The organism is Stenotrophomonas nitritireducens (genome assembly GCF_001700965.1).
GTDB classification, from domain to species: domain Bacteria; phylum Pseudomonadota; class Gammaproteobacteria; order Xanthomonadales; family Xanthomonadaceae; genus Stenotrophomonas; species Stenotrophomonas nitritireducens_A.
On record NZ_CP016756.1, the window covers coordinates 3,044,053 to 3,067,299 of the forward strand.

Genomic DNA, 23,247 nt, shown 5'->3' on the forward strand with positions numbered 1-23,247 from the left:
ATCCGAGCCCGTGGGCCGGCAAGCTGCTGCCGGCCGATTGAGGATAACGATGTCAAAATCGGCGGCGCGTTTTGCCCATCCCTGCCTGCTGTCGGTGTGATCCGCGTCATTGCTGAGGACTTCCGGTAGCCAGCAGGCTGAGGCTTGGGGCGGCCGAGTCCGGTACAATCGCGGGCCGATTCCCACCATGGTCTCCCGGACATGATCGTCCTCGAGGGCGCAGCTGCCCTTTCGCCGTTCCGCCGCGAACGTCTTGAATCCCGCCTGCAGTCCATTGCCGCCGATCTGCGCATCACCGGTGCCTGGCACGTCTATTTCACCCAGGCCGCCGATGCCGGCGCGGTCGACCAGACCACGCTGGGCCGCATCCTACAGGGTCAGCCACAGGCCGCCGAACGCGCCGAAGGCGCGGTTTCCCGCTTCGTGGTGCCACGCCTGGGCACGCTGTCGCCCTGGTCGAGCAAGGCCACCGAGCTGGTGCGCGGTGCCGGCCTGCCGATCCAGCGGGTGGAACGCGGTACCCGCATTGATCTGAGCGGTTGGCCGGCCGATCCAGCCCAGCAGGCGGCGGTTGCCAAGCTGCTGCACGACCCGATGACCCAGTCGCTGCTGGCCGATATAGGCCAAGCACAGGCGCTGTTCAACAATGTGGGCCGCGGCACCCTGGAGCGGATTGCGCTGGATGACCTGGAAGGGGCCAACAAGCGCCTCGGCCTGGCCCTGGCCGACGACGAAATCGATTACCTGCGCCAGCGCTACAGCGAACTCGGCCGTGACCCGTCCGACGTCGAACTGATGATGTTCGCGCAGGCCAATTCCGAACACTGCCGGCACAAGATCTTCAATGCCAGCTGGACCATCGACGGCAACGAGCAGGACCGCTCGCTGTTCAAGATGATCAAGAACACCCACCAGCAGACCCCGCAGCACACGCTCAGCGCGTACAGCGACAATGCCGCGGTGATTGAAGGTGAACCGGCCGCGCGTTATCGCCCGGACCCGGCCACCGGCAAGTACCGCAGCGAAGCGGTGGTGCCCAGTGCGTTCCAGATCAAGGTGGAAACGCATAACCACCCGACCGCGATTGCGCCGTTCCCCGGTGCCGCGACCGGCGCCGGCGGCGAAATCCGCGACGAAGGTGCCACCGGCCGTGGCGGCAAGCCCAAGGCCGGCCTGACCGGCTTCTCGGTCTCGCACCTGCGCATCCCGACCCTGCCGCAGCCGTGGGAAGCGCCGCGCGCGCTGAACCCGCGCATGGCGCCGGCGCTGGACATCATGCTTGACGGCCCGCTCGGCGGCGCCGCGTTCAACAACGAATTCGGCCGGCCGAACCTGCTGGGCTATTTCCGCAGCTTCGAGCTGCCGGAAGACGGCATCACCCGCGCCTACGACAAGCCGATCATGTTGGCCGGCGGCCTGGGCGCGATTGACCGCGTGCAGGTCGACAAGCTGCAGCTGCAGGCCGGTGACGCGGTGATCGTGCTCGGCGGCCCGGCCATGTTGATCGGCCTGGGCGGCGGTGCGGCCTCGTCGGTGGCTTCGGGCGAAAGTGCCGAAGACCTCGACTTCGCCAGCGTGCAGCGCGACAACCCGGAAATGGAACGCCGCTGCCAGGAAGTGATCGACCGTTGCGTGGCCATGGGTACGAACAACCCGATCAAATTCTTCCACGACGTCGGCGCCGGTGGCCTGTCAAACGCCATCCCCGAACTGCTGCACGACTCCAACGTTGGCGGCGTGATCGACCTGGGCAAGGTGCCCACCGACGATCCCTCGCTGTCGCCGCTGGAACTGTGGTGCAACGAGTCGCAGGAACGTTATGTGCTTGGCGTGGCGCCGGAGCGCCTGGCCGAGTTCGCCGCCATCTGCGCACGCGAGCGCTGCCCGTTTGCCGCCGTTGGCGTCGCCACCAGCGAAGAGCATCTGGTCGTGGCCTATGGGGCGACCCCGGGCAATACCCCGGCCGATGCGCCGATCGATCTGCCGATGGATGTCCTGTTCGGCAAGGCGCCGAAGATGCACCGCGATGCCGTGCATCCGCCGGCACCGCGTTGGCCGTCGCTGAAGACCGCTGGCATCGATCTGCATGACGCTGGCCTGCGTGTGCTTGCACACCCGACCGTTGCCTCCAAGAGCTTCCTGGTCACCATCGGTGACCGTAGCGTCGGCGGCCTGACCGCGCGCGAGCAGATGATCGGCCCGTGGCAGTTGCCGATGGCCGATGTGGCCATCACCCTTGCCGGCTTTGATGCCTATGCCGGCGAAGCGATGTCGCTGGGCGAACGCACCCCGCTGGCCTTGTTGAATGCAGCCGCGTCGGCACGGATGGCGGTGGGCGAAGCCATCACCAACCTGTGTGCCGCACCGGTGACCGCGTTGGATACGGTCAAGCTGTCCGCCAACTGGATGGCCGCCTGCGGTCACAACGGCGAAGACGCGCTGCTGTACGACGCGGTAAAGGCCGTGGGCATGGAACTGTGCCCGCAGCTGGATATCAGCATCCCGGTGGGCAAGGACTCGCTGTCGATGCAGGCGCAGTGGCAGGCCGATGGCCAGGCCGAGAAGTCGGTCTCGCCGGTGTCGCTGGTGATCACCGCGTTCGCCCCGGTCAGCGATGCCCGCCAGCAGCTCACGCCGCTGCTCGACCGCGAGACCGAAAGCGAGTTGTGGCTGATTGGTCTGGGCGCTGGCAAGCAGCGCCTGGGTGGCTCAATCCTGGCGCAGACCCAGGCCGATCACAGCGCGCTGCCGGCGTTCGCCGGTGAAGTGCCGGACCTGGATGACCCGCAGCGCCTGCGTGCGTTCTTCGAGTTGATCTGCGATGCACGTGAGTCCGGCCTGTTGCTGGCGTACCACGACCGCAGCGACGGTGGCGCCTTCGCCGCCCTGTGCGAAATGGCCTTCGCCTCGCGCATGGGCCTGGACATCGTGCTCGATGCCTGGGGCGATGATCCGTTCCGCAGCCTGTTCAACGAAGAACTCGGCGCCGTGGTGCAGATCGCCAAGGAAGACCGCGCCGCGTTTGCCGACCTGGTCGAACGCCATGCCCTGACCGAGTGCGCACAGCGCATCGCCCGCCCCAGCACCGCACCTGCCGTACGCGTGCAACTGGGCAGCGACACGCTGGTGGAATGGCGTTGGGAAGAACTGTTCGATGCCTGGTGGTCGGTGACCCACGCCATGCAGAAGCTGCGTGACAACCCGGACGCAGCCGATCAGGAACGCGCCATTGCCCGCAATTTCAACGCTCCGGGGCTGAAGCCGAAGCTGGCATTCGACCCGGCCGAGGACGTGGCGGCACCGTTCATCGCCACCGGCGCACGGCCGAAGGTAGCGATCCTGCGCGAGCAGGGCGTCAACGGCCAGATTGAAATGGCCAACATCTTCGAGCGTGTCGGCTTTGATGCCTACGACGTGCACATGAGCGACCTGATCGAAGGCCGCGTGCAGTTGTCCGACTTCCGCGGCATCGCCGCCTGTGGCGGCTTCAGCTACGGCGACGTGCTCGGCGCTGGTCGCGGCTGGGCAACCTCCATCCTGGAACGCCCGGCGCTGCGTGAGGCCTTTGCGGCCTTCTTTGCACGCCCGGATACCTTCGCGCTGGGCGTGTGCAACGGTTGCCAGATGATGAGCCAGCTCAAGGACATCATCCCCGGTGCCGAGCACTGGCCCAAGTTCCTGCGCAATGCCAGCGAGCAGTTCGAAGCACGCACGGCGTTGTTGGAAGTGGTGGAATCGCCGTCCATCCTGCTGCGTGGCATGGCCGGCTCGCGCCTGCCGGTGGCGGTGGCACACGGCGAAGGCCGTGCCGAGTTCGACAGCGCGGTGGACCAGGCAGCGGCCAGCGTCGCGCTGCGTTACGTCGATGGCGACGGCCGCGTGGCCAGCCAGTACCCGCTCAATCCGAATGGCTCGCCTGACGGCATCACCGGCCTGACCAGCAGTGATGGCCGCGTCACCATCCTGATGCCGCACCCGGAACGCACCCCGCGTAGCGTCAACCTGAGCTGGGCACCGAGCAGCTGGGGCGAAGATTCGCCGTGGCTGCGGATGTTCCGCAACGCAAGAGTATGGTGCGGCTGAACAGGCATAAACGCCGAAAGATAGTTTCAGTACATACGAAAACCAAGAAGCCCGCAGGCCAACGCCTGCGGGCTTTTTCCGTTCTGGAATGTGGATTTCCGTCTGGTCCGTGCACTGTGTCCGCATGTGTGCAGACAGAGTTGTTTGTCAAAAAAAATTCATGACGGGCTTCGCCAAACAGCGTGTTTTCGCCGCTGTAACCGCTGTTTTCAAGGGTCAGCGGGAAACTTGACGTTCAAAACACTGCGCTCTGAAACTCGCGCCGCTCTACAGGTACGGCTGCATCTCGCAGCGTATTGCCGGCGACGGGCGTGAGCCCGAGGCATGCGAGCAGCACGGGGAAAGACAGCAGCACACGTCAACGCAATCAGTCGTCGATGCCGCATCAGCCAGCACGCCTGCGGCGAAAAACTCAGTCCACTTCAGGAGCAGTTTCGATGAATCGGATTTATCGCAAGGTGTGGAACAAAGCGCTGGGGCAGTTGGTGGTGGCATCGGAATTGGCCAGCTGCGGCGGCGCAGGTGCTGTGGTGGACGAGCGCACAACGGTGGCTCATCGATTGCAGTTGCTGGTGATCGCGATTGCCCTGGGACTCGGGGTAGGGGCGCAGGTTGCACCACTGCACGCACAGTCAGTGGCCGTGGGTGGAAGCGCCAAATGCATCGTGTTGGGCAGTGCCAATCTGGCTGATTGCGCGGTGCAGGCCGATGCCACCGCCGCTGGCAGCAATGCCGTTGCCATCGGCGCGCAGAGCGTGGCCTCGGCCGAGGGCAGCGTGGCACTGGGCAATGCTGCCGTTGCACAAGGCCGCAACAGTGTCGCCCTGGGCGCGCATGCGGTGGCTGCACGCGACAACGTGGTGTCGGTTGGCGATGTCGGCAATGAGCGGCAGATCAGCAATGTTGCCGCCGGCACCGAAGACACTGACGCGGTCAATCTCGCCCAGCTCAACGCCGTTGCCGAAGAAGCGACGCAGACCAGTCGCTACTTCAGCGCCAATGGCGCCAATGATGGCAGCGATGACGCGCAGGCCAGTGGCGTGGGCGCGACCGCAGCCGGCGTCGGCGCGGTCGCCAGCGGTGCGGAAAGCGTGGCGGTTGGCAGCTATAGCAGTGCCAGCGGCGATTACGCGAGTGCGCTTGGCTACGTGAATACCGCAACCGGGGGGAACAGTTCGGCGGTCGGCAACTTCAACCAGGTTGATGGTGAAAACAGCAGCGCGTTCGGCTTCGCCAATTTTGTCGAAGGCGAGAATGCGGTTGCCATAGGCAACAGTTCGGTTGCTCTCGGCGATAGCAGCATGGCAGCCGGAGATGCTGCGCTAGCTTCCGGGCCAAGTTCATTGGCCCTTGGTTCCGGCGCTCAAGCCACAGCTGTCAACAGCATCGCGTTGGGAACACGATCATCCGCCTCCGGAGACGATTCTACGGCGCTTGGGTATGGAGCGGCAGCTAGTGGGAGGATCAGTACGGCAATTGGCTTGCTGGCTGATGCATCGGGCACAGGTGCGATGGCTTTGGGAGCTGGAGCGAGAGCTGCAGGTGAACAAGCGATTGGACTTGGGACGGGGTCAATTGCGTTGGGGCAATCGGCTGTCGCAATAGGTGGCGGCTATGTGTTTGCGGAGGAGGATTCGGAAGGATCGTTTGGTACGGCGGCAACCGGACGCTACAGCGTCGCACTTGGGGCTGGCGCCTCAGCTGACGGGGAGAATTCCATTTCGATAGGTGTGATTTCTACAAGCACCAGGGCAAACACCATCGCTGTTGGGCAAAGCGCGTTTGCGGGGGCGGACCGAGCGATCGCATTTGGAATAAAAGCCAGAGCTTTGCATCAGGACAGCGTTGCAATAGGTTCTGGGGCAAAGACGGATCGTGATCTCAGCGTCTCTGTAGGGGCGCAAGGCATGCAGCGGCAGATAACCAATGTAGCTGCAGGTACCGAAGCTACGGATGCGGTCAACAAGGCGCAGCTGGATGAGGTGGCCTCGGTTGCACAACACACCGGCAAGTACTTCGCTGCTACGGGTAGTGCTGACAGCGATGCCGGTGCCTATGCCGAGGGTGACGCCGCGACTGCATCGGGTGAGGCGTCCAATGCGGTGGGTGGCGGCGCATCTGCCTATGGTGCGGGTGCGTCTGCATTCGGCCAGGATGCTACCGCCATTGGTGTTGATGCAACGGCCAGCAACATTGATGCCTTGGCTGTGGGCCATGCCAGCACTGCCAGCGGTAATAGCGCCACAGCTATCGGTTGGGCTGCTACTGCAAGTGGTGACCACGACATAGCGTTGGGTTCCCTGGCCTCGGCGACGGGTGGGCAATCGGTTGCAGCCGGGGCCGAGGCCACGACCAGTGGATTTGGCGCGATTGCCATGGGCACCTATGCGGAAGCGTCAACTGACCATGCAACTGCGGTGGGCAGCTACGCCTTGGCGAGCGGCGAGCAGGCGACGGCGGTCGGCGGTTTGGCCTTGGACACTTTCGTTACGCAAGCTACTGGATTTGGTTCGGCTGCGTTCGGCAACGGTGCTTGGGCGACGGCAGACTTAAGTACATCGGTTGGATTCAACAGCATGGCGGATGGGGAAGGTGCAACGGCGCTCGGTCAGCGTGCTTTCGCCAGGGCGAGTAACAGCGTTGCGCTGGGTTCCAATTCAGTCGCTGAACGCGCCGATACGATATCCGTTGGTGATGCGGGGGCGGAGCGGCAGATCACAAATGTCGCGGCGGGCACTGAAAAGACCGACGCGGTGAATAAATCGCAGCTTGATGATGCAGTGGATGTATTGGCCACGAATGAAGCCAGAACCAGTCGCTACTTCAAGGCAGAGGGTGCCAACGATGGTAGTGATGATGCGCAAGCGGCAGGGATCGGAGCGACTGCAGCCGGTGTGGGGTCGATCGCCAGCGGTGCCGAAAGCACCGCGGTGGGTAGCTACAACATTGCCGCGGGTAACTACAGCAGTGCGCTTGGGTACGTGAATACCGCCAATGGCGCAAGCAGCTCGGCGGTGGGCAACTTCAACCAGGTAAATGGCGACAACAGCAGCGCGTTCGGGTTCAGCAATCTGGTAGATGGCGAAAATGCTACTGCAATAGGCAGCAACTCGATTGCGATTGGCGAGCGCAGCTTGGCGCTGGGAGACGGAGTGGTTGCTTCCGGTGAGCAGTCATTGGCTGCGGGTGCCGGTGCGCGGGCTACAGCGGTGAACAGCATGGCGCTGGGGGCTGGGGCGTCGGCCATTGAAGGGAGTTCCGCCGCGTTTGGTTTGGGTGCCTTGGCGAGCGGGCGGAGCAGCATTGCTTTTGGCGAGGGATCTAGGGCGACGGCGTCAGGCGCCTTGGCCATTGGAACCAGGGCGTTCGCTATCGCTGAAGACGCGGTGGCGATCGGGGAGAGGTCAGATGCGCGAGGGGTGGGCTCAGTTGCCATTGGCGGCACCTACTTGTTGCGCGATGGTGATTCCAGGGATCTAGTTCGCGCAAGGACCTATGGGCCTTACGGTTTGGCGTTGGGTGCGGGGGCGGGGGCCCTTGGTGAAAACGCCATTGCGGTTGGCGTGATGGCCACCAGCAACGCCGACGCTATCGCTGTTGGGCAAGGTGCTATCGCGCGGTCGGACAGGGCGATGGCGCTTGGCTATGCCGCTTATACGGAGTTCGAGAACAGCGTGGCAATAGGCGCCTGGTCACTTACGAACCGTGAAATGAGCGTGTCCGTGGGCGATGTAGATATGGAGCGTCAGATCACTAACGTGGCGGCAGGTACCGAGGCAACGGATGCGGTCAACAAGGCGCAGCTGGATGAGGTAGCTTCGGTTGCACAGCACACCAGCAAGTACTTCGCTGCTACGGGCAGTGCTGACAGCGATGCCGGTGCCTACGCTGAGGGCGACGCTGCAACCGCTTCGGGGGAGGCGTCCAATGCGGTCGGTGACGGCGCTTCTGCCTATGGCGCAGGTGCGTCTGCGTTTGGTCAGGATGCTACCGCCGTTGGTGTCGATGCAACGGCCAGCAATATCGATACCTTGGCTGTGGGCCATGCCAGTACTGCCAGCGGCGATAGCGCCACCGCTATTGGCTGGGCCGCAACCGCAAGTGGCGCCCATGACATAGCACTGGGTTCGCTGGCCTTGGCGATGGGGAGGCAGTCGATTGCAGTCGGCGTTAAGGCGATGACCAGTGGCTTGGATGCAATTGCGATGGGCGCTTTCGCAGAAGCGTCAGCTGATCATGCAACTGCAGTGGGTAGCTACGCGCTGGCGAGCGGCGAGCAGGCCACAGCGGTGGGTGGGTTGGCCTTGGATACTTTCGTTACGCAAGCCACTGGAGCGGGGTCGGCTGCGTTCGGCAACGGTGCATGGGCGACGGCTGACTTCAGTACATCGGTCGGATTCAACAGCATGGCGGATGGGGAGGGTGCAACGGCACTCGGTCAGCGTGCTTTCGCCAGGGCGAACAACAGCGTTGCGCTGGGTGCAAATTCAGTTGCCGAACGCGCCGACACGGTATCCGTTGGTGATGCAGGGGCGGAGCGACAGATTACGAATGTCGCTGCGGGTACTGAAAGTACCGACGCGGTCAACAAGTCGCAGCTCGATGAGGTTGCCGGCGTCGCAGCGACAACCGACAAATACTTCAAGGCGGCCGGTATGGTCGATAGCGATCTTGGCGCCACTGCCGCTGCCGAAGGCTCGGTTGCAGCGGGCGAAGCTGCGATTGCCGCAGGTACCTACGGCGTGGCGGTGGGCGCTGAGGCGGCCGCATCCGGGCAAAGCAGCGTCGCAATTGGTGGCGCAGCAATGTTGGCGGCAGATGCCGCTGACCGAGTGTCCACCAGTGCCAGCGGCGATGCCGCCACTGCCATCGGTGCAGGTGCGGATGCGGCGGGGCACTTCTCACTGGCTGCGGGTGCCCTGAGCGAGGCGCTCGGTGCTGAAGCCACCGCGATTGGCTACCGGGCGCGCGCGTCGCGTCTTGATGGCACCGCGATAGGTGCCGCCAGTTGGGCGGCAGGTGCCGACAGTACCGCGTTGGGGCATGGCAGTATCAGCCGCGGAAAAGGGGCTACGGCGTTGGGTAGCAATGCCGAAGCCATCGCCGCAAACAGCGTGGCACTTGGTTCTAACTCACTGGCCGACCGCGTCAACAGCATATCGGTGGGGGCTGAAGGTGAGGAGCGGCAGATCACCAACGTCGCGGCGGGGACTGAAGGTACCGACGCGGTTAACAAATCGCAGCTTGATGATGCAGTGGATGTGCTTGCCACGAACGAGGCCAAGACCAGCCGCTACTTCAAGGCCGGCGGTGCCAACGACGGCAGCGATGATGCGCTGATCAGCGGCGATGCCGCCATCGCGGTCGGCGCTTCATCAGAAGCGATAGCCGCGTCCAGCACTGCGCTGGGCAGTTCAGCAATCGCCTCTGCATTGAATAGTGTTGCCTTGGGTGCAGGCTCGGTGGCGGACCGTGACAACGCGGTGTCTGTTGGCAGCGCCGGCGCCGAGCGCCAGATCACCAATCTTGCTGCAGGCACTGTGGGCACCGATGCGGTCAACCTGGATCAGCTTGCGGCCGTGGCCCAAGCAGGACAGCATACCAGTCGCTACTTCGCCGCCAATGGTGCCGATGATGGTAGTGACGATGCGCAAGCAAGCGGCAGCGGTGCGACTGCCGCAGGCGTCGGCTCGATTGCCAGCGGTGCCGAGAGTACGGCGGTGGGCAGCTACAACGTCGCCGCTGGCGACTACAGCAGCGCATTGGGTTATGTGAACTCGGCTTCGGGAACCAACAGCACCGCCGCAGGCAATTTCAACCAGGTCAATGGAAACGATAGCAGCGCGTTCGGCTTTGCCAACTTCGTGGATGGCAACAGCGCGACGGCTATCGGCAGCAACAGCTTTGCGGGCGGTGATGAAAGTTTTGCCGCAGGCCAGGGGGCCATTGCCGGTGGTTACGCGACGGTGGCAATGGGCAGTGCCAGTGAATCCTCGGGCGAGCGTTCGATTGCGATAGGTGCGGGTGCGGCAGCTCGCGGACAGGACGCATTGGCATTGGGTTCGCAAAGCACAGCGTCCGGCAGTGGCGCGGCAGCGGTAGGTCCGCAGGCGCAGGCCAGTGCGGATGCCACTACCGCAGTGGGTGGAGGCGCTCAGGCCAGCGCACAGAACAGCACTGCGCTGGGCCACTCCGCTGTCGCCTCTGCAGTGAACAGTGTTGCCCTGGGGGCCGGCTCGGTCGCCGACCGTGACAACGCGGTATCGGTGGGCAGTGCAGGTGCGGAGCGGCAGGTCACCAATGTTGCCGCCGGTAGCGAGGATACCGATGCGGTCAATAAGTCGCAGCTGGATGCGGTGGCCGGTGTCGCCAGCACCAACAGCAAGTACTTCCAGGCCAGCGGAACAGCCGCAGCCACGGCAAGTGGCGGCAACGCCGTCGCGGCCGGGTCGGGCGCAGTTGCCAGTGCCGAGCGTGCGGGTGCTTTCGGCGCTGCCAGCGTCGCCAACGCGGTGGGTGCCACTGCCCTGGGTGCTGACGCCTCGGCGCGGGCAGGTAACAGCCTGGCTGTGGGTCGGCAGGCGGCAACGACGGCGGTCAATGGCATTGCCATCGGTTACGCGTCCTTTGCCAGCAACGGTGCAAACAGCGTTGCCATCGGCGCGTCGGCGGGAGCGTCGGGGGCCAATTCGGTCGCGCTGGGCGCCGGCGCGCGTGCGACCGAAGCCAACGTCATCTCGGTCGGTGGTGGCAATGGCAGCAATGGTCCGGCGACGCGGCGCATCATCAACGTCGCTGCTGGGCGGATTGTCGAGAGCGGTACCGATGCGGTCAACGGTGGTCAGCTGTACAGCACCAACCAGCGTGTGGGTGCGGTAGAGACGCGGGTGAATGATATCGACGACAGGATCGGCGATGTCGAGTCGGTTACTGCCAACATCGTGAGTTATGACGATGGCGAGCGCAGCAAGGTAACGCTTGCCGGCATCCAGGGCACCACTCTGGATAACGTGGCGGCAGGCAATATCGCCCTGGACAGCATGCAGGCGATCAACGGTGGGCAACTGTACCAATCGCTGAGTTCCATCGCCGGAATCCTCGGTGGCGGTGCGGCGCTTGGCATGCAGGGTCTGTTTGTCGCACCCAGCTACATGGTGCAGGGGGCCAACTACAGCAATGTGGGAGACGCGTTGGCCGCCCTCGATACGCAGATCACAACCATCCACGCCAACAAGGGAAATCCCACTGGCGGCGGCAGCGGTGGAGTTGTGGGCGAGAACGGCAGTGGAGGCGTGGTGCTTGGCGACAAAGCCAAGGCTCCGGATGTGGCGGGCACAGGTATCGGTCACGGTGCCCATGCGGCGGGCTTGAATGACACCGCGCTCGGTAGCCATTCTCGCGTTGAGGCCGATGGCAGTACCGCCGTTGGTGCCAACTCTGCGGTCTCTGTCAGCGCGGTCAACGCGGTGGCAGTGGGAGAGGGGGCCAGCGTCAATGCTGTCGCCGGTACCGCCATCGGTCAGGGAGCGGTGGTCAGTGCCGGTGCCGGCACGGCGATCGGGCAGGGTGCCAGCGTGCGCGCCGAGGGTGCGGTGGCAATCGGCCAGGGCTCGGTTGCTGATCGCGCCAATACGGTGTCCATGGGCAGCGCTGGCAATGACCGCCAGATCACCCATGTTGCCGAAGGAACCCAGGCCGCTGACGCGGTCAACAAGGCGCAGCTTGACCGTAGCGCGGCTTCGGCAAATGCCTATACCGATGGCAAGTTTGGTGCGATGGCCGACAGCTTCGAGGTACTTCGCAGCGATATGGGCAGGCGCTTGCAGAACATTGACGAGCGCATCGATCGGCAGGGCGCGATGAGTGCGGCCATGTTGAACATGGCGACCAGTGCCGCAGGGGTACGCACCGAGAACCGCGTCGGCGTCGGCGTTGGCTTCCAGGGTGGTGAGTCGGCGCTGTCGGTGGGTTACCAGCGGGCCTTTGGTGATCGCGCGACGGTCACTCTGGGCGGTGCTTTCAGCAGCGATGACAGCTCGGTGGGTATTGGCGCTGGCTTTGGTTGGTGAGCACCACGGCAGGCCCGGTCGCCTGACGCGGGCCTGCCGCCACCGATTTCACTGGCAGCCGGGTTGAGAGACCACCGCTCGGGTTCCAGTGCAGCAGGTCTTCTTTCCTTCAACCAGAAGAGATATTCGACATGAAGAAACTCACGCAGCTTGGTGTAGCAGTTGCTGGCGCAGTATTGATGGGGTCGGCTGGGATTCCGCTGGTGTATGCCGCCGAGGGAATCGCTTCCTCGCAGAATCTGCTCATGAAAGAACTGGCCCCGCTCAGTGGCGGACAGCGCTTCGTGATCAAGTACCGTGCTGGAACGTCAGAATTGAGCAGCACGACCATGCTTAATCAAGGCTTGTCCGCAGCGGTTTCACGGGCGGCGCTGGATCGACCTGTGGCATCGACCGCGCGCTCTGCTGCGCGTGCACCGGTGAAAGCCGGGTTGTTGCGGCGCACTGCGTTGCCCGGTTGGCGGGTTGTTTCCACCACCCGCATGCTGGATGCGCAGGAGGCAGAAAGCTTTCTACGCGAACTGAAGGCCAATCCCGCTGTGGAGGACGCCAGGGCGGAACGGATTTACCACCACATGGGTGTGGCTGCTCGGGCGATGACGCCGCAGGATCCCGACTACCCCAGGCTGCAATGGAATTTTTCCAACGCCGTCTCTGGTGTCAAGGCACCGCAGGCGTGGGAGATATCACAAGGGGAAGGTGTAGTGGTTGCTGTACTGGATTCCGGCATCATCGAGGCAACCCCCGACCTGCAGGCCAACGTGATTCCTGGCTATGACATGATCTCCGACAAGCGGTCGTCACGCCGTGATACTGACGACCGCGTCCCCGGTGGCTGGGACGTAGGGAACTGGGTTGAGGAGAACTATTGCACCGGTTGGGCTACCTCCCGTCCTCATCGTGCAGATACCACCACCTGGCACGGTACGCATGTTGCGGGCACGATCGCCCAGGAAACCAACAACGCCGTTGGCGTGGCCGGTTTGGCGCATAAGGCCAAAGTGATGCCCTTGCGCGTGCTGGGCTCCTGCGGCGGCTGGGATGGTGATATAGCCGACGCGGTGGTGTGGGCGGTGGGTGGCGAGGTGCCTGGACTACCGATAAACCCAAATCCGGCGGAAGTGATCAACCTCAGCCTCGGCAGTAGCGAGGAGAGCGAGTGTTCGCCGATGTTGCAGGATGCCTTTGACTTTGCCGTCGGCAAAGGCAGTGTCGTCGTCGTCGCAGCGGGCAACGACAGCGGTGATGCGGGCCGTTACACGATGTCATCCTGCAGCAACGTGATCAGCGTTGCTGCCACTGGGGTGAACGGAGGCAGGGCAACCCGATACTCCAACTACGGCAAACGGGTGGATATTTCAGCGCCAGGCGGTAATGCCGAAAACAACGCTCAAGGTTGGATCTGGCAGATGTACAACGGGGGGACGGAACGGCCAACCTCGGAATGGTATGTGGAAGGCCTCGTAGGTACCTCGATGGCATCGCCCCATGTAGCTGCTGCCGCAGCGATGGTTCAAAGCGTGGTTAAGACGCCGCTGAACTGGCTGCAGATGCGCGATCTGCTGATGCAGACTGCCACGCCGTTCCCTGTTGCTGTCCCCGCTTCAACTCCGATGGGGGCCGGCATCCTCAACGTTGAGGCAGCGTTGGTGAAGGTAACGACGCCTCCTTGCGATCCTGCACAGCAGCAATGCGCTCCAGATGCCACTCCGCTTGCAAACAAGGTCGCCAGGGAAGGCCTGAGTGGCGGGAAGGGCAGCGTCAAGATCTTCAGCTTCGAAGCACAGGCAGGCCAGGTGCTGAGTTTTATCTCTTTCGGCGGCACAGGTGATGTTTCTCTGTACGCGAGCTTGAACAAGGAGCCGCAGCCAACCCAGTCGGACGCTTTTTCGGTGCGTGCCGGCAACAACGAAACTGTGCGCTTTACGGCACCGAAGCGGGGCACCTACTACTTGAAGTTGGTTGGGGTAAGTGCTTATGACGGGGTTAGTTTGACTGCGCGTCAATAACAGCTTCAATTTCCATCGAGGGCAGGAGAGAAACCCTGGCGTGGCCAGGGTTTCTTTTTTTTTGCCGATAACCAGTGGAGCCAGGCCGGAACGGGCAGCCGCGCACGCCGCAATGATTGACCGTATGTGCGGCTAATCGGCCACCGCTTTAGATGTCCGCACACTGCAACGCCCTTGGCAAACAGGCACATGCCACGAGCATTCGGCTTGGCTCTTGTGCCATCAATTTGACGCTTTTGGCGAAATACTTGGCGTGGCTGGCGGGAGGGGGCGCCAGCCAGCGCACTCGGCTTTGCTGCAACGCAACTGTTGCGCCTGTCGCCCTGGAGATGATCGAACCGCCCTAAAAATTTTCTGAAAAACCTTGGGAAGCCCGCGCCGCAACGTCCGTGGGCTTTTTTTGTTTGCTTCGGCGGTGCCTGTCCTGCCGGGGTGTCCGGCAGTGCCGAGAGGCCTAGGCAACTGTTTCAGAAGAAAATTTTTTCAAGATCTCAGTTATTTGAGAGATTTGTGAAGTTCCTCTCAAAACATAGCTTTTGAGACAAAAATTTGACGAATCATGAATCGTCGATTAAGACTCACTCCATCCCGTAGTCGCCCGACAGGTATGGATTCAGGGGGGTAGACCACGACAGGCGTGAGCCTCACGTGCCCAGCTGTACCGGGACCGGGACCACAACTCCACAGGGGGATCGTTGGGCGTCATGCCCTGCGATGGCGCGTTTATGCAAGGAAAAAACCCGTCCACTTGAGGAGCAGCAGCGATGAACCGGATCTACCGCAAGGTATGGAACAAGGCATTGGGGCAGTTGGTGGTGGCGTCGGAGTTGGCATCGTCCAGCTCGGCCGGTGTGGTCATGGATGAACGGCATAGCGCCGGTTTACGCCTGCAAGCCTTGTCGGTTGCCGTTGCGTTGGGTCTAGGGGCAAGCGGCTGGATAAGCACTGCCCAGGCACAGTCGGTGGAAGTGGGCGGTAACGCGCAATGTCTGGTGGTCGGCAGCGCGACCCTGGTGGATTGCGCCATCGCCAACAGTGCCGATGCATCGGGCAACAATGCCGTTGCCATCGGTGCCGGTACTGTGGCCTCAGCAAGTGGCAGCGTGGCACTGGGCGCAGGCTCGGTGGCGGATCGCGCCAACACCGTGTCCGTCGGGTCGGCCGGCAACGAACGGCAGATCAGCAACGTCGCCGCCGGTACCGCCGGCACCGACGCGGTGAACCTGGATCAGCTCAATGCAGCGGCGGATGGCGCATTGCTGGCCGGCCGCTATTTCAAGGCAAATGGCGCTGCTGACGGCAGTGATGACGCGGTGGCCAGTGGTGCCGGCGCGATGGCGGCAGGCGTCGGTTCGCAGGCAAGCGGCGTCGAAAGCACAGCCGTGGGCAGCTACAACGTTGCCGCCGGTGACTATTCCAGCGCGGTTGGCTACGTAAACACCGCCAATGGTGAGAGCAGTTCGGCAGTCGGTAATTTCAACCAGGTCGATGGCAGCAACAGCAGCGCTTTCGGCTCGGGCAACTTGGTGGATGTCGCCAATGCCATCGCGCTGGGCAGCAACAGCATCGCCAGTGGCGATGGCAGCGTGGTGATTGGTGACGGCGCCTATGCCGCGGCCGACGACGCGACTGCGGTGGGTTCAGGCAGCGTCGCCAGCGAACTGGGCAGCACGGCGGTGGGCAGCGGTGCTGATGCATCGGGCGCGTATGCCACCGCCCAGGGCAGCCAATCGCAGGCCGCCGGCCAGCAGGCAACCGCCAATGGTTTCCGTGCCGATGCCAGCGGCCGGGGCACCACCGCCGTGGGCAGCTACAGCGCCGCCTCCGGTGACCTGGCCTCGGCCTTCGGTTATGGCGCTGATGCCAGTGGCGACTACGGCATCGCAATGGGCCTAGGCGCGTCCGCTTCCGGTGTCAGCACCACCGCAGTGGGTGAATCCGCGATTGCCTCGGGTGAGGAATCCACCGCTGTCGGTGGCACCACCTTTGGCGGTTTCATCAGCACCGAAGCGGCGGGTACCGGCGCGTCGGCGTTCGGCAACGGCGCCTGGGCGCTGGGCGAATATGCCACCGCGATTGGCTTCAACAGCTGGGCCGATGCCGACAATTCCACCGCATTGGGGCAAAGCGCCACCGCTGCGGCTGCCAACAGTGTCGCCATCGGTGCGAACTCCTGGAACGATCGCGAAAACACCGTGTCGGTCGGTGATGTGGGCAGCGAACGGCAGATCACCAATGTCGCTGCCGGCACCGAAGACACCGATGCGGTGAACAAGGCGCAGCTGGATGCGGTGGCTAGCGTCGCCGAAAACACCAGCAGGTATTTCCAGGCCACCGGCAGCGCTGACAGCGATGCGGGCGCATATGCCGAGGGCGATGCGGCAACTTCCGCAGGCGAGGCCAGCAATGCGATTGGCAATGGCGCATCCGCTTACGGCAATGGTGCCAACGCACTGGCCAACGGCGCTACTGCGGTAGGCCAGAATGCGCTGGCGACCGGCCAGAACAGTGCGGCCTTCGGCCAGAACGCCGAAGCTACTGGCCCGGCGGCCGTAGCCGTGGGTGGCAATGCGGTGGATGAGAATGGCAATGCATTGATCACCTTCGGCGGCCAGCCGGTCACCACCGGTGCCACCAGCGCCGGCGTCGGCGGCACTGCCGTTGGTGCCAGTGCCAGTGCCGAAGGCTTCGCGGCCACGGCCGCCGGCGTGGGGGCCTTCGCGCAGGGAGCGCAGTCGTCGGCGTTTGGTGCGGTGGCCAATGCCACCGGCGATTACAGCACCTCGGTGGGCACGCAGAGTGCGGCATCGGGCACCAGCAGCGTGGCGGTCGGTGGCCCGGCTGACCTGATCCCGGGCTTGGGTTTCTTCGTAGATACGCAGGCCAGTGGCGAGGTGTCCACCGCAGTCGGTGCAGGCGCGATTGCCTCGGGTGACTACTCACTGGCCTCTGGTGCCTTGAGTGAAGCGTCGGGCAGTGAAGCCACCGCCGTCGGCTACTTCGCCTATGCGCCGGGCAACAATGCCAGCGCGCTGGGCGCGGAAAGCTGGGCCAGCGGCGCCAACAGCACGGCAGTGGGTTTCTACAGCACCAGTCGCGGCGCCGACAGCACCGCGTTGGGTGCAGGTGCAACTGCGGTGGCCGCCAACAGCGTCGCCTTGGGCGCGGATTCTCTGGCCAACCGTGCCGATACCGTGTCGGTTGGCGCGCAGGGCGCCGAGCGCCAGATCACCAATGTCGCCGCCGGCACTGAAGGTACCGATGCGGTCAACCGGAACCAGCTGGATGAAGTGGCAGCGGTAGCCGCCACCACCAGCAAGTACTTCACCGCCACCGGCAGTGACGACAGCGATGCCGGTGCCTTGGCCGATGGCAACAACGCCACGGCGGCAGGCGAGGCGGCAAATGCGATCGGCAACGGGGCAACCGCGTTCGGCAGCGGCGCCAATGCCGTTGCAGAGGGTGCCACGGCTGTCGGCTTGAACGCCTTGGCCAGTGGTCAGAACGCCGCTGCTTTCGGCCAGAACGCACAGGCCATGGGCCCGGGCGCGGTCGCTGTGGGTGGCAATGCAGTGGACGCCAATGGCGATCCGCTGATCACCGTCGGGGGTGAGCCGGTGCAGACCGGTGCCACCAGTGCCGGCGTCGGCGGCACCGCGTTGGGTGCCAGTGCCAATGCCGACGGTTTTGCCGCCACGGCTGCCGGTGTAGGTGCGCTGGCACGAGGGGATCAGTCCACCGCCACGGGCGCGGTCGCCAATGCGCTCGGGAACTACAGCACCGCGACCGGCTCGCAGAGCTATGCCGAAGGTGTGGGCACCACCGCGGTGGGCTTCAATGCCGCCGCTTACGAAGACGGCAATGTGGCCGTCGGTCGCAATGCCTCGGCGCTGGGTGAAGGCAGCCTGGCGATTGGTGACGGTGCCGAGACCGGCTTTGGTTTATTCGGCATCGGCGCGACCAATGCGGTGGCGATCGGCAGCGGCAGCTGGGCCTTCGGTGACGACGCAACCGCGGTAGGTGCCAACGCGTGGGCATTCGGTCAACAGTCCACCGCCATCGGCACCGGTGCCGAAGCAGGGGCTTCCAATTCGGTGGCACTGGGTGCCGGCTCGGTGGCCAGCCGTGACGACAGCGTGTCTGTCGGTGACGTGGGAGCGGAACGGCAGATCACCAATGTCGCCGCCGGCACCGAAGCCACCGACGCGGTCAACAAGTCGCAGCTGGATGAAGTGACCGGCTCGACCAAATACTTCGCCGCCACCGGCAGTGCCGACAGTGACGCTGGTGCCTATGCCGAAGGGGACAGCGCCACGGCATCGGGTGAAGCAACCAATGCCATCGGCAATGGTGCATCCGCTTACGGCAGCGGGGCCAACGCGCTGGCCGACAACGCCACCGCGCTGGGCAGCAATGCGCTGGCTACCGGTGAGGGCAGCATTGCGTTGGGCTTGAACGCCAATGCCGCCAACCCGGACAACATCGCCATCGGTTCCAATGCGGCCACCGCGCAGGGCGGCTTGCTTGCCATCGGCGCCGATGCCAGCGCGCAGGGCCTGTTCGCCGCAGCCATTGGTGCCGATGCGCAGGCTGCTGGGCTGGCGGCGACGGCCATCGGCAACTCGGCCTGGGCAACCGGACGTGAGTCCACCGCGGTGGGTTTTGCAGCCACCGCCGATGCCTGGCAAGCCGTTGCCGTGGGCAGTGGTGCGTACGCGACGTTCTTTGGCACCGCCGTAGGTACCTCGGCACAGGCCGCGGAAGTGGCTACCGCCATGGGCCAGAACGCCATCGCCGGAATAGCAGGCGCGGCCTTCGGTGTGCAGACGCGGGCGGGCGAAGGCGGTGTGGCGGTAGGCAACAACGCCACCACCGGCCAGATGGGCGTGGCGGTCGGCACGAACGCACTGGCCGGCCAGGACTTCTACAGCGTTACCGCAGGCAACAACACTACGGCGCTGGGTGCCGAAGCCTGGGCAACCGAGGATGGCGCCACGGTGGTGGGCTACAACAGTTACGCGCAGGCACTGAATGCAACCGTGCTGGGTTCCAACGCCTGGACCAGCAAGGACGCCGAGAACAGCGTGGCATTGGGTGCGGGCTCCTTCGCTGATCGCGCCAACACCGTGTCGGTCGGCGCCGCTCAGGAGTGGACGGATGCGGCGGGTGTTACCCATGCCGCGAATGATCGCCAGATCACCAACGTCGCTGCGGGCACCGAAGGCACCGATGCGGTCAACGTGGACCAGCTAAATGCCGCTGCCGAAGGCGCATTGCTTGCAGGGCGTTATTTCAAGGCCAACGGCGCTGGCGATGGCAGTGATGACGCGGTAGCCAGCGGCGATGGCGCCACGGCAGCCGGCGTGGGTTCGCAGGCGAGCGGGGCGCAGAGCACGGCGGTGGGCAGTTACAACGTGGCCGCCGGGGATTACTCCAGCGCGGTCGGTTACGTGAACACCGCCAATGGCAGCAACAGCTCGGCGTTCGGCAACTTCAACCAGGTCGACGGCGAGAACAGCAGCGCATTCGGCATGGCCAACCTGGTGGATGGCGCCAACGCCATCGCATTGGGCAGCAACAGCGTGGCCAGCGGCGACGGCAGTGTGGTGATCGGCGATGCCGCACTGGCCGCTGCCGATGACGCTGTCGCGGTGGGTTCGGGCAGCACCGCCAGCGGCGACAGCAGTACCGCCGTGGGTGCGGGCGCCGAAGCCTCCGGTGCGTTTGCGACCGCGCAGGGTGCACAGGCAGTGGCATCCGGCCAGCAGGCGCTGGCCAACGGCTTCCGTGCCGAAGCCAGCGGTCGCGGCACCACCGCCGTGGGCAGCTACAGCGTGGCCTCCGGTGACCTGGCCTCGGCGGTGGGGTATGGCGCCGAAGCGAGCGGTGACTACGGTGTTGCAATGGGCCTGGCAGCGTCGGCATCCGGCGCCAGCACCACTGCGGTGGGTGAGTCGGCCATTGCGTCGGGCGATGAGGCAACCGCAGTGGGTGGGACCACGTTCGGTGGGCTGATCAGCACCGAAGCCTCCGGCACCGGCGCATCGGCCTTCGGCAATGGTGCATGGGCGCTGGGTGAGTACGCCACGGCAATCGGCTTCAACAGCTGGGCCGATGCGGATGATTCCACCGCGCTGGGCCAGAGTGCGGTGGCCGCTGCTGCCAACAGCGTTGCCTTGGGTGCCAACTCCTGGGCGGACCGTGACAACACGGTGTCGGTCGGTGATGTAGGCGCCGAGCGGCAGATCACCAACGTAGCCGCAGGCACCGAAGGGACCGACGCGGTCAACAAGAACCAGCTGGATGAAGTGGCGGCGGTAGCCACCACCACCAGCAAGTACTTCACCGCCACCGGCAGTGACGACAGCGATGCAGGGGCCTATGTCGAAGGTGACAACGCCACGGCTGCCGGCGAGGCAAGCAATGCCATCGGCAACGGCGCGTCGGCGTATGGCAGTGGAGCCAACGCCATCGCGGACGGCGCAACTGCCGTCGGCATGAACGCCTTGGCCGCCGGCCAGAACGCGGCTGCATTCGGCCAGAACGCACAGGCCATTGGCCCGGGCGCGGTGGCGGTGGGTGGCAACGCGGTGGATGCGAATGGCGATCCGCTGATCACCGTCGGGGGTGAGCCGGTGCAGACCGGTGCCACCAGTGCCGGCGTCGGCGGCACCGCGTTGGGTGCCAGTGCCAATGCCGAAGGTTTTGCGGCTACCGCCAGCGGTGTGGGCGCCTATGCCAAGGGCGATCAATCCACGGCAAGTGGCGCAGTTGCCAATGCATTGGGCAACTACAGCACTGCGACCGGCTCACAGAGCTACGCCGAAGGCGCGGGTACCACTGCGGTGGGCTTCAACGCCGCGGCCTATGAAGACGGCAATGTCGCCGTCGGTCGCAATGCATCTGCACTGGGCGAAGGCAGCCTGGCGATTGGTGATGGCGCCGAAACCGGCTTTGGCCTGTTCGGCATCGGTGCCACCAATGCGGTGGCGATCGGCAGCGGCAGCTGGGCCTTCGGTGACGATGCGACCGCGGTAGGTGCCAATGCGTGGGCGTTCGGACAACAATCCACCGCCATCGGCACCGGTGCAGAAGCCGGGTCAACCAATTCGGTGGCCCTGGGTGCCGGCTCGGTGGCCAGCCGCGCCAATAGCGTTTCGGTGGGCGATGTCGGTGCGGAGCGGCAGATCACCAACGTTGCCGACGGCACCGAAGCCACCGATGCGGTCAACAAGTCGCAGCTGGATGCCGTGGCTACCGTCGCAGGGGAAACCAACAAGTACTTCCAGGCAAGCGGAGATGGTGTGGCCAGCGCCAGCGGCAGCAATGCCGTGGCCTCGGGTTCGGCGGCGGTTGCCAGTGCCGAGCGCAGTACCGCCTTGGGTGCGGCAAGTACCGCAAATGCGACCGGTGCGACTGCGGTGGGTGCCGATGCATCGGCACGCGCAGCCAACAGCACCGCACTCGGTCGGCAGACCTCGATCACCGCTACCAACGGTGTGGCCATCGGCTACGGTGCCTTCGCCAACAATGGGATCAACAGCGTGGCCATCGGTGCCGGTGCCGGTGTATCCGGTGCCAACTCAGTGGCTTTGGGTGCGGGCTCGCGCGCGGTGGAGGCGAACGTGGTGTCTGTCGGTGGTGGCAATGGCACCAACGGACCGGCGACGCGGCGCATCGTCAATGTGGGGGCAGGGCGGGTTGCCGAGGGCAGCACCGATGCGGTGACCGGCGGCCAGCTGCATGTCACCAACCAACGGGTCGGTGCGGTTGAAACCCGCGTCACCGATATCGATGGCCGCATCGGCAGCATCGAAGGTGTTGCCGCCAACGCGCTGACCTACGACGACGCCGGCCGCGACAGCTTGACCCTGGCCGGTGCGCAGGGAACCACGGTGGGCAATGTGGCCGCTGGTGCCATCGCCGCAGGCAGCATGCAGGCGATCAACGGCGGCCAGCTGTTCCAGTCGCTGGGCAACATGGCCAGCTTCCTTGGCGGCGGTGCCGGTATCGGCATGCAGGGCATGTTCGTCGCCCCGACCTATGTGATCCAGGGAGCCAGTTACAACAATGTGGGTGCTGCGTTGACGGCGCTGGACGGGCAGGTCACGTCCATCAACAACCGCCTTGCCAGCAATGGAAACGGCAATGGAAACGGAAACGGAAACGGCAATGGCAATGGCAATGGCAATGGCAATGGCAACGGCAACGGCAACGGCAACGGCAATGGACCCCGTACTCAGAGCACAGCAGCTGTTGCCAGTACCAATGGCGTAGCACTGGGCGACCAGGCCAAGGCCAATAATGTTGCCGGTAGCGCTGTTGGCAATGGAAGCTATGCACATGGCCCCAATGACACCGCCATCGGCAGCAATTCCCGTGTCGATGCCGACGGCAGCACTGCGGTGGGTGCCAATACGCATATCGCGGCAGTGGCCACCAATGCTGTGGCAATGGGTGAGGGCGCAACGGTCAGCGTTGCTTCGGGCACCGCGATTGGTCAGGGCTCCAGCGTCACCGCAAATGGTGCGGTTGCCCTGGGTCAGGGCTCGGTGGCCGACCGTGCCAACACCGTATCGGTGGGCAGCGTGGGTGCCGAGCGCCAGATCACCAGTGTCGCTGCCGGTACCCAGGCAACCGATGCGGTCAACAAGGGCCAACTGGACAGTGGTATCACCTCGGCCAACAGCTATACCGATACCAAGTTCCGCAGCATGGCCGACAGCTTCGACGTGTTCCGCGGCGATATCGACAAGCGGCTGCGTCATGTCGATCGCCGCCTCGATCGGCAGGGTGCGATGAGCGCGGCCATGTTGAACATGGCGACCAGCGCCGCCGGCGTGCGCACACAGAACCGGGTCGGTGTGGGTGTCGGCTACCAGGGCGGTGAATCGGCGTTGTCGCTGGGTTACCAGCGGGCAATCAGCGACCGTGCCACCGTCACCCTGGGCGGTGCGTTCACCAGCGACGACAGCTCGGTGGGCGTGGGTGCCGGCTTCGGCTGGTAAGCGGGTTGTTAGACGCCCCCGCCTGCTGCGGCGGGGGCGGCCAGGTTCATGCTCAGTGACTGTGCTGCCCCCGCAGCA

At 64.4% G+C, this 23,247-nt stretch carries 4 protein-coding genes; all 4 read left to right on the forward strand.

The annotated features are described in order from the left end of the window. Positions 1-201 precede the first annotated feature (201 nt). The 4 genes from purL to BCV67_RS12865 all read left to right on the forward strand — a co-directional run bounded on the left by purL (position 202) and on the right by BCV67_RS12865 (position 23,169). Complete coding sequence (gene purL, locus BCV67_RS12850) at positions 202-4,083, forward strand: phosphoribosylformylglycinamidine synthase (RefSeq protein ID WP_062169414.1); 3,882 nt, start codon at positions 202-204, stop codon at positions 4,081-4,083. A gap of 437 nt (positions 4,084-4,520) precedes the next feature. After that, the gene (locus tag BCV67_RS12855) at positions 4,521-12,152 is read left to right on the forward strand and encodes an ESPR-type extended signal peptide-containing protein (protein ID WP_062169411.1); all 7,632 of its coding nucleotides are present in this window, start codon (positions 4,521-4,523) and stop codon (positions 12,150-12,152) included. A gap of 131 nt (positions 12,153-12,283) precedes the next feature. Next, a complete protein-coding gene (locus BCV67_RS12860) occupies positions 12,284-14,161 on the forward strand; it encodes a S8 family serine peptidase (RefSeq protein WP_065868122.1) in 1,878 nt (625 codons plus the stop codon). Between the two features lie 764 nt (positions 14,162-14,925). After that, the gene (locus tag BCV67_RS12865; RefSeq protein WP_062169405.1) at positions 14,926-23,169 is read left to right on the forward strand and encodes an ESPR-type extended signal peptide-containing protein; all 8,244 of its coding nucleotides are present in this window, start codon (positions 14,926-14,928) and stop codon (positions 23,167-23,169) included. The last annotated feature ends 78 nt before the right edge of the window (positions 23,170-23,247 follow it).

Bases quoted from the DNA above. Each gene is read 5' to 3' on its own strand.
- purL (WP_062169414.1), top strand. From the start codon at position 202: ATGATCGTCCTCGAGGGCGCAGCTGCCCTTTCGCCGTTCCGCCGCGAA.
- BCV67_RS12855 (WP_062169411.1), top strand. From the start codon at position 4,521: ATGAATCGGATTTATCGCAAGGTGTGGAACAAAGCGCTGGGGCAGTTG.
- BCV67_RS12860 (WP_065868122.1), top strand. From the start codon at position 12,284: ATGAAGAAACTCACGCAGCTTGGTGTAGCAGTTGCTGGCGCAGTATTG.
- BCV67_RS12865 (WP_062169405.1), top strand. From the start codon at position 14,926: ATGAACCGGATCTACCGCAAGGTATGGAACAAGGCATTGGGGCAGTTG.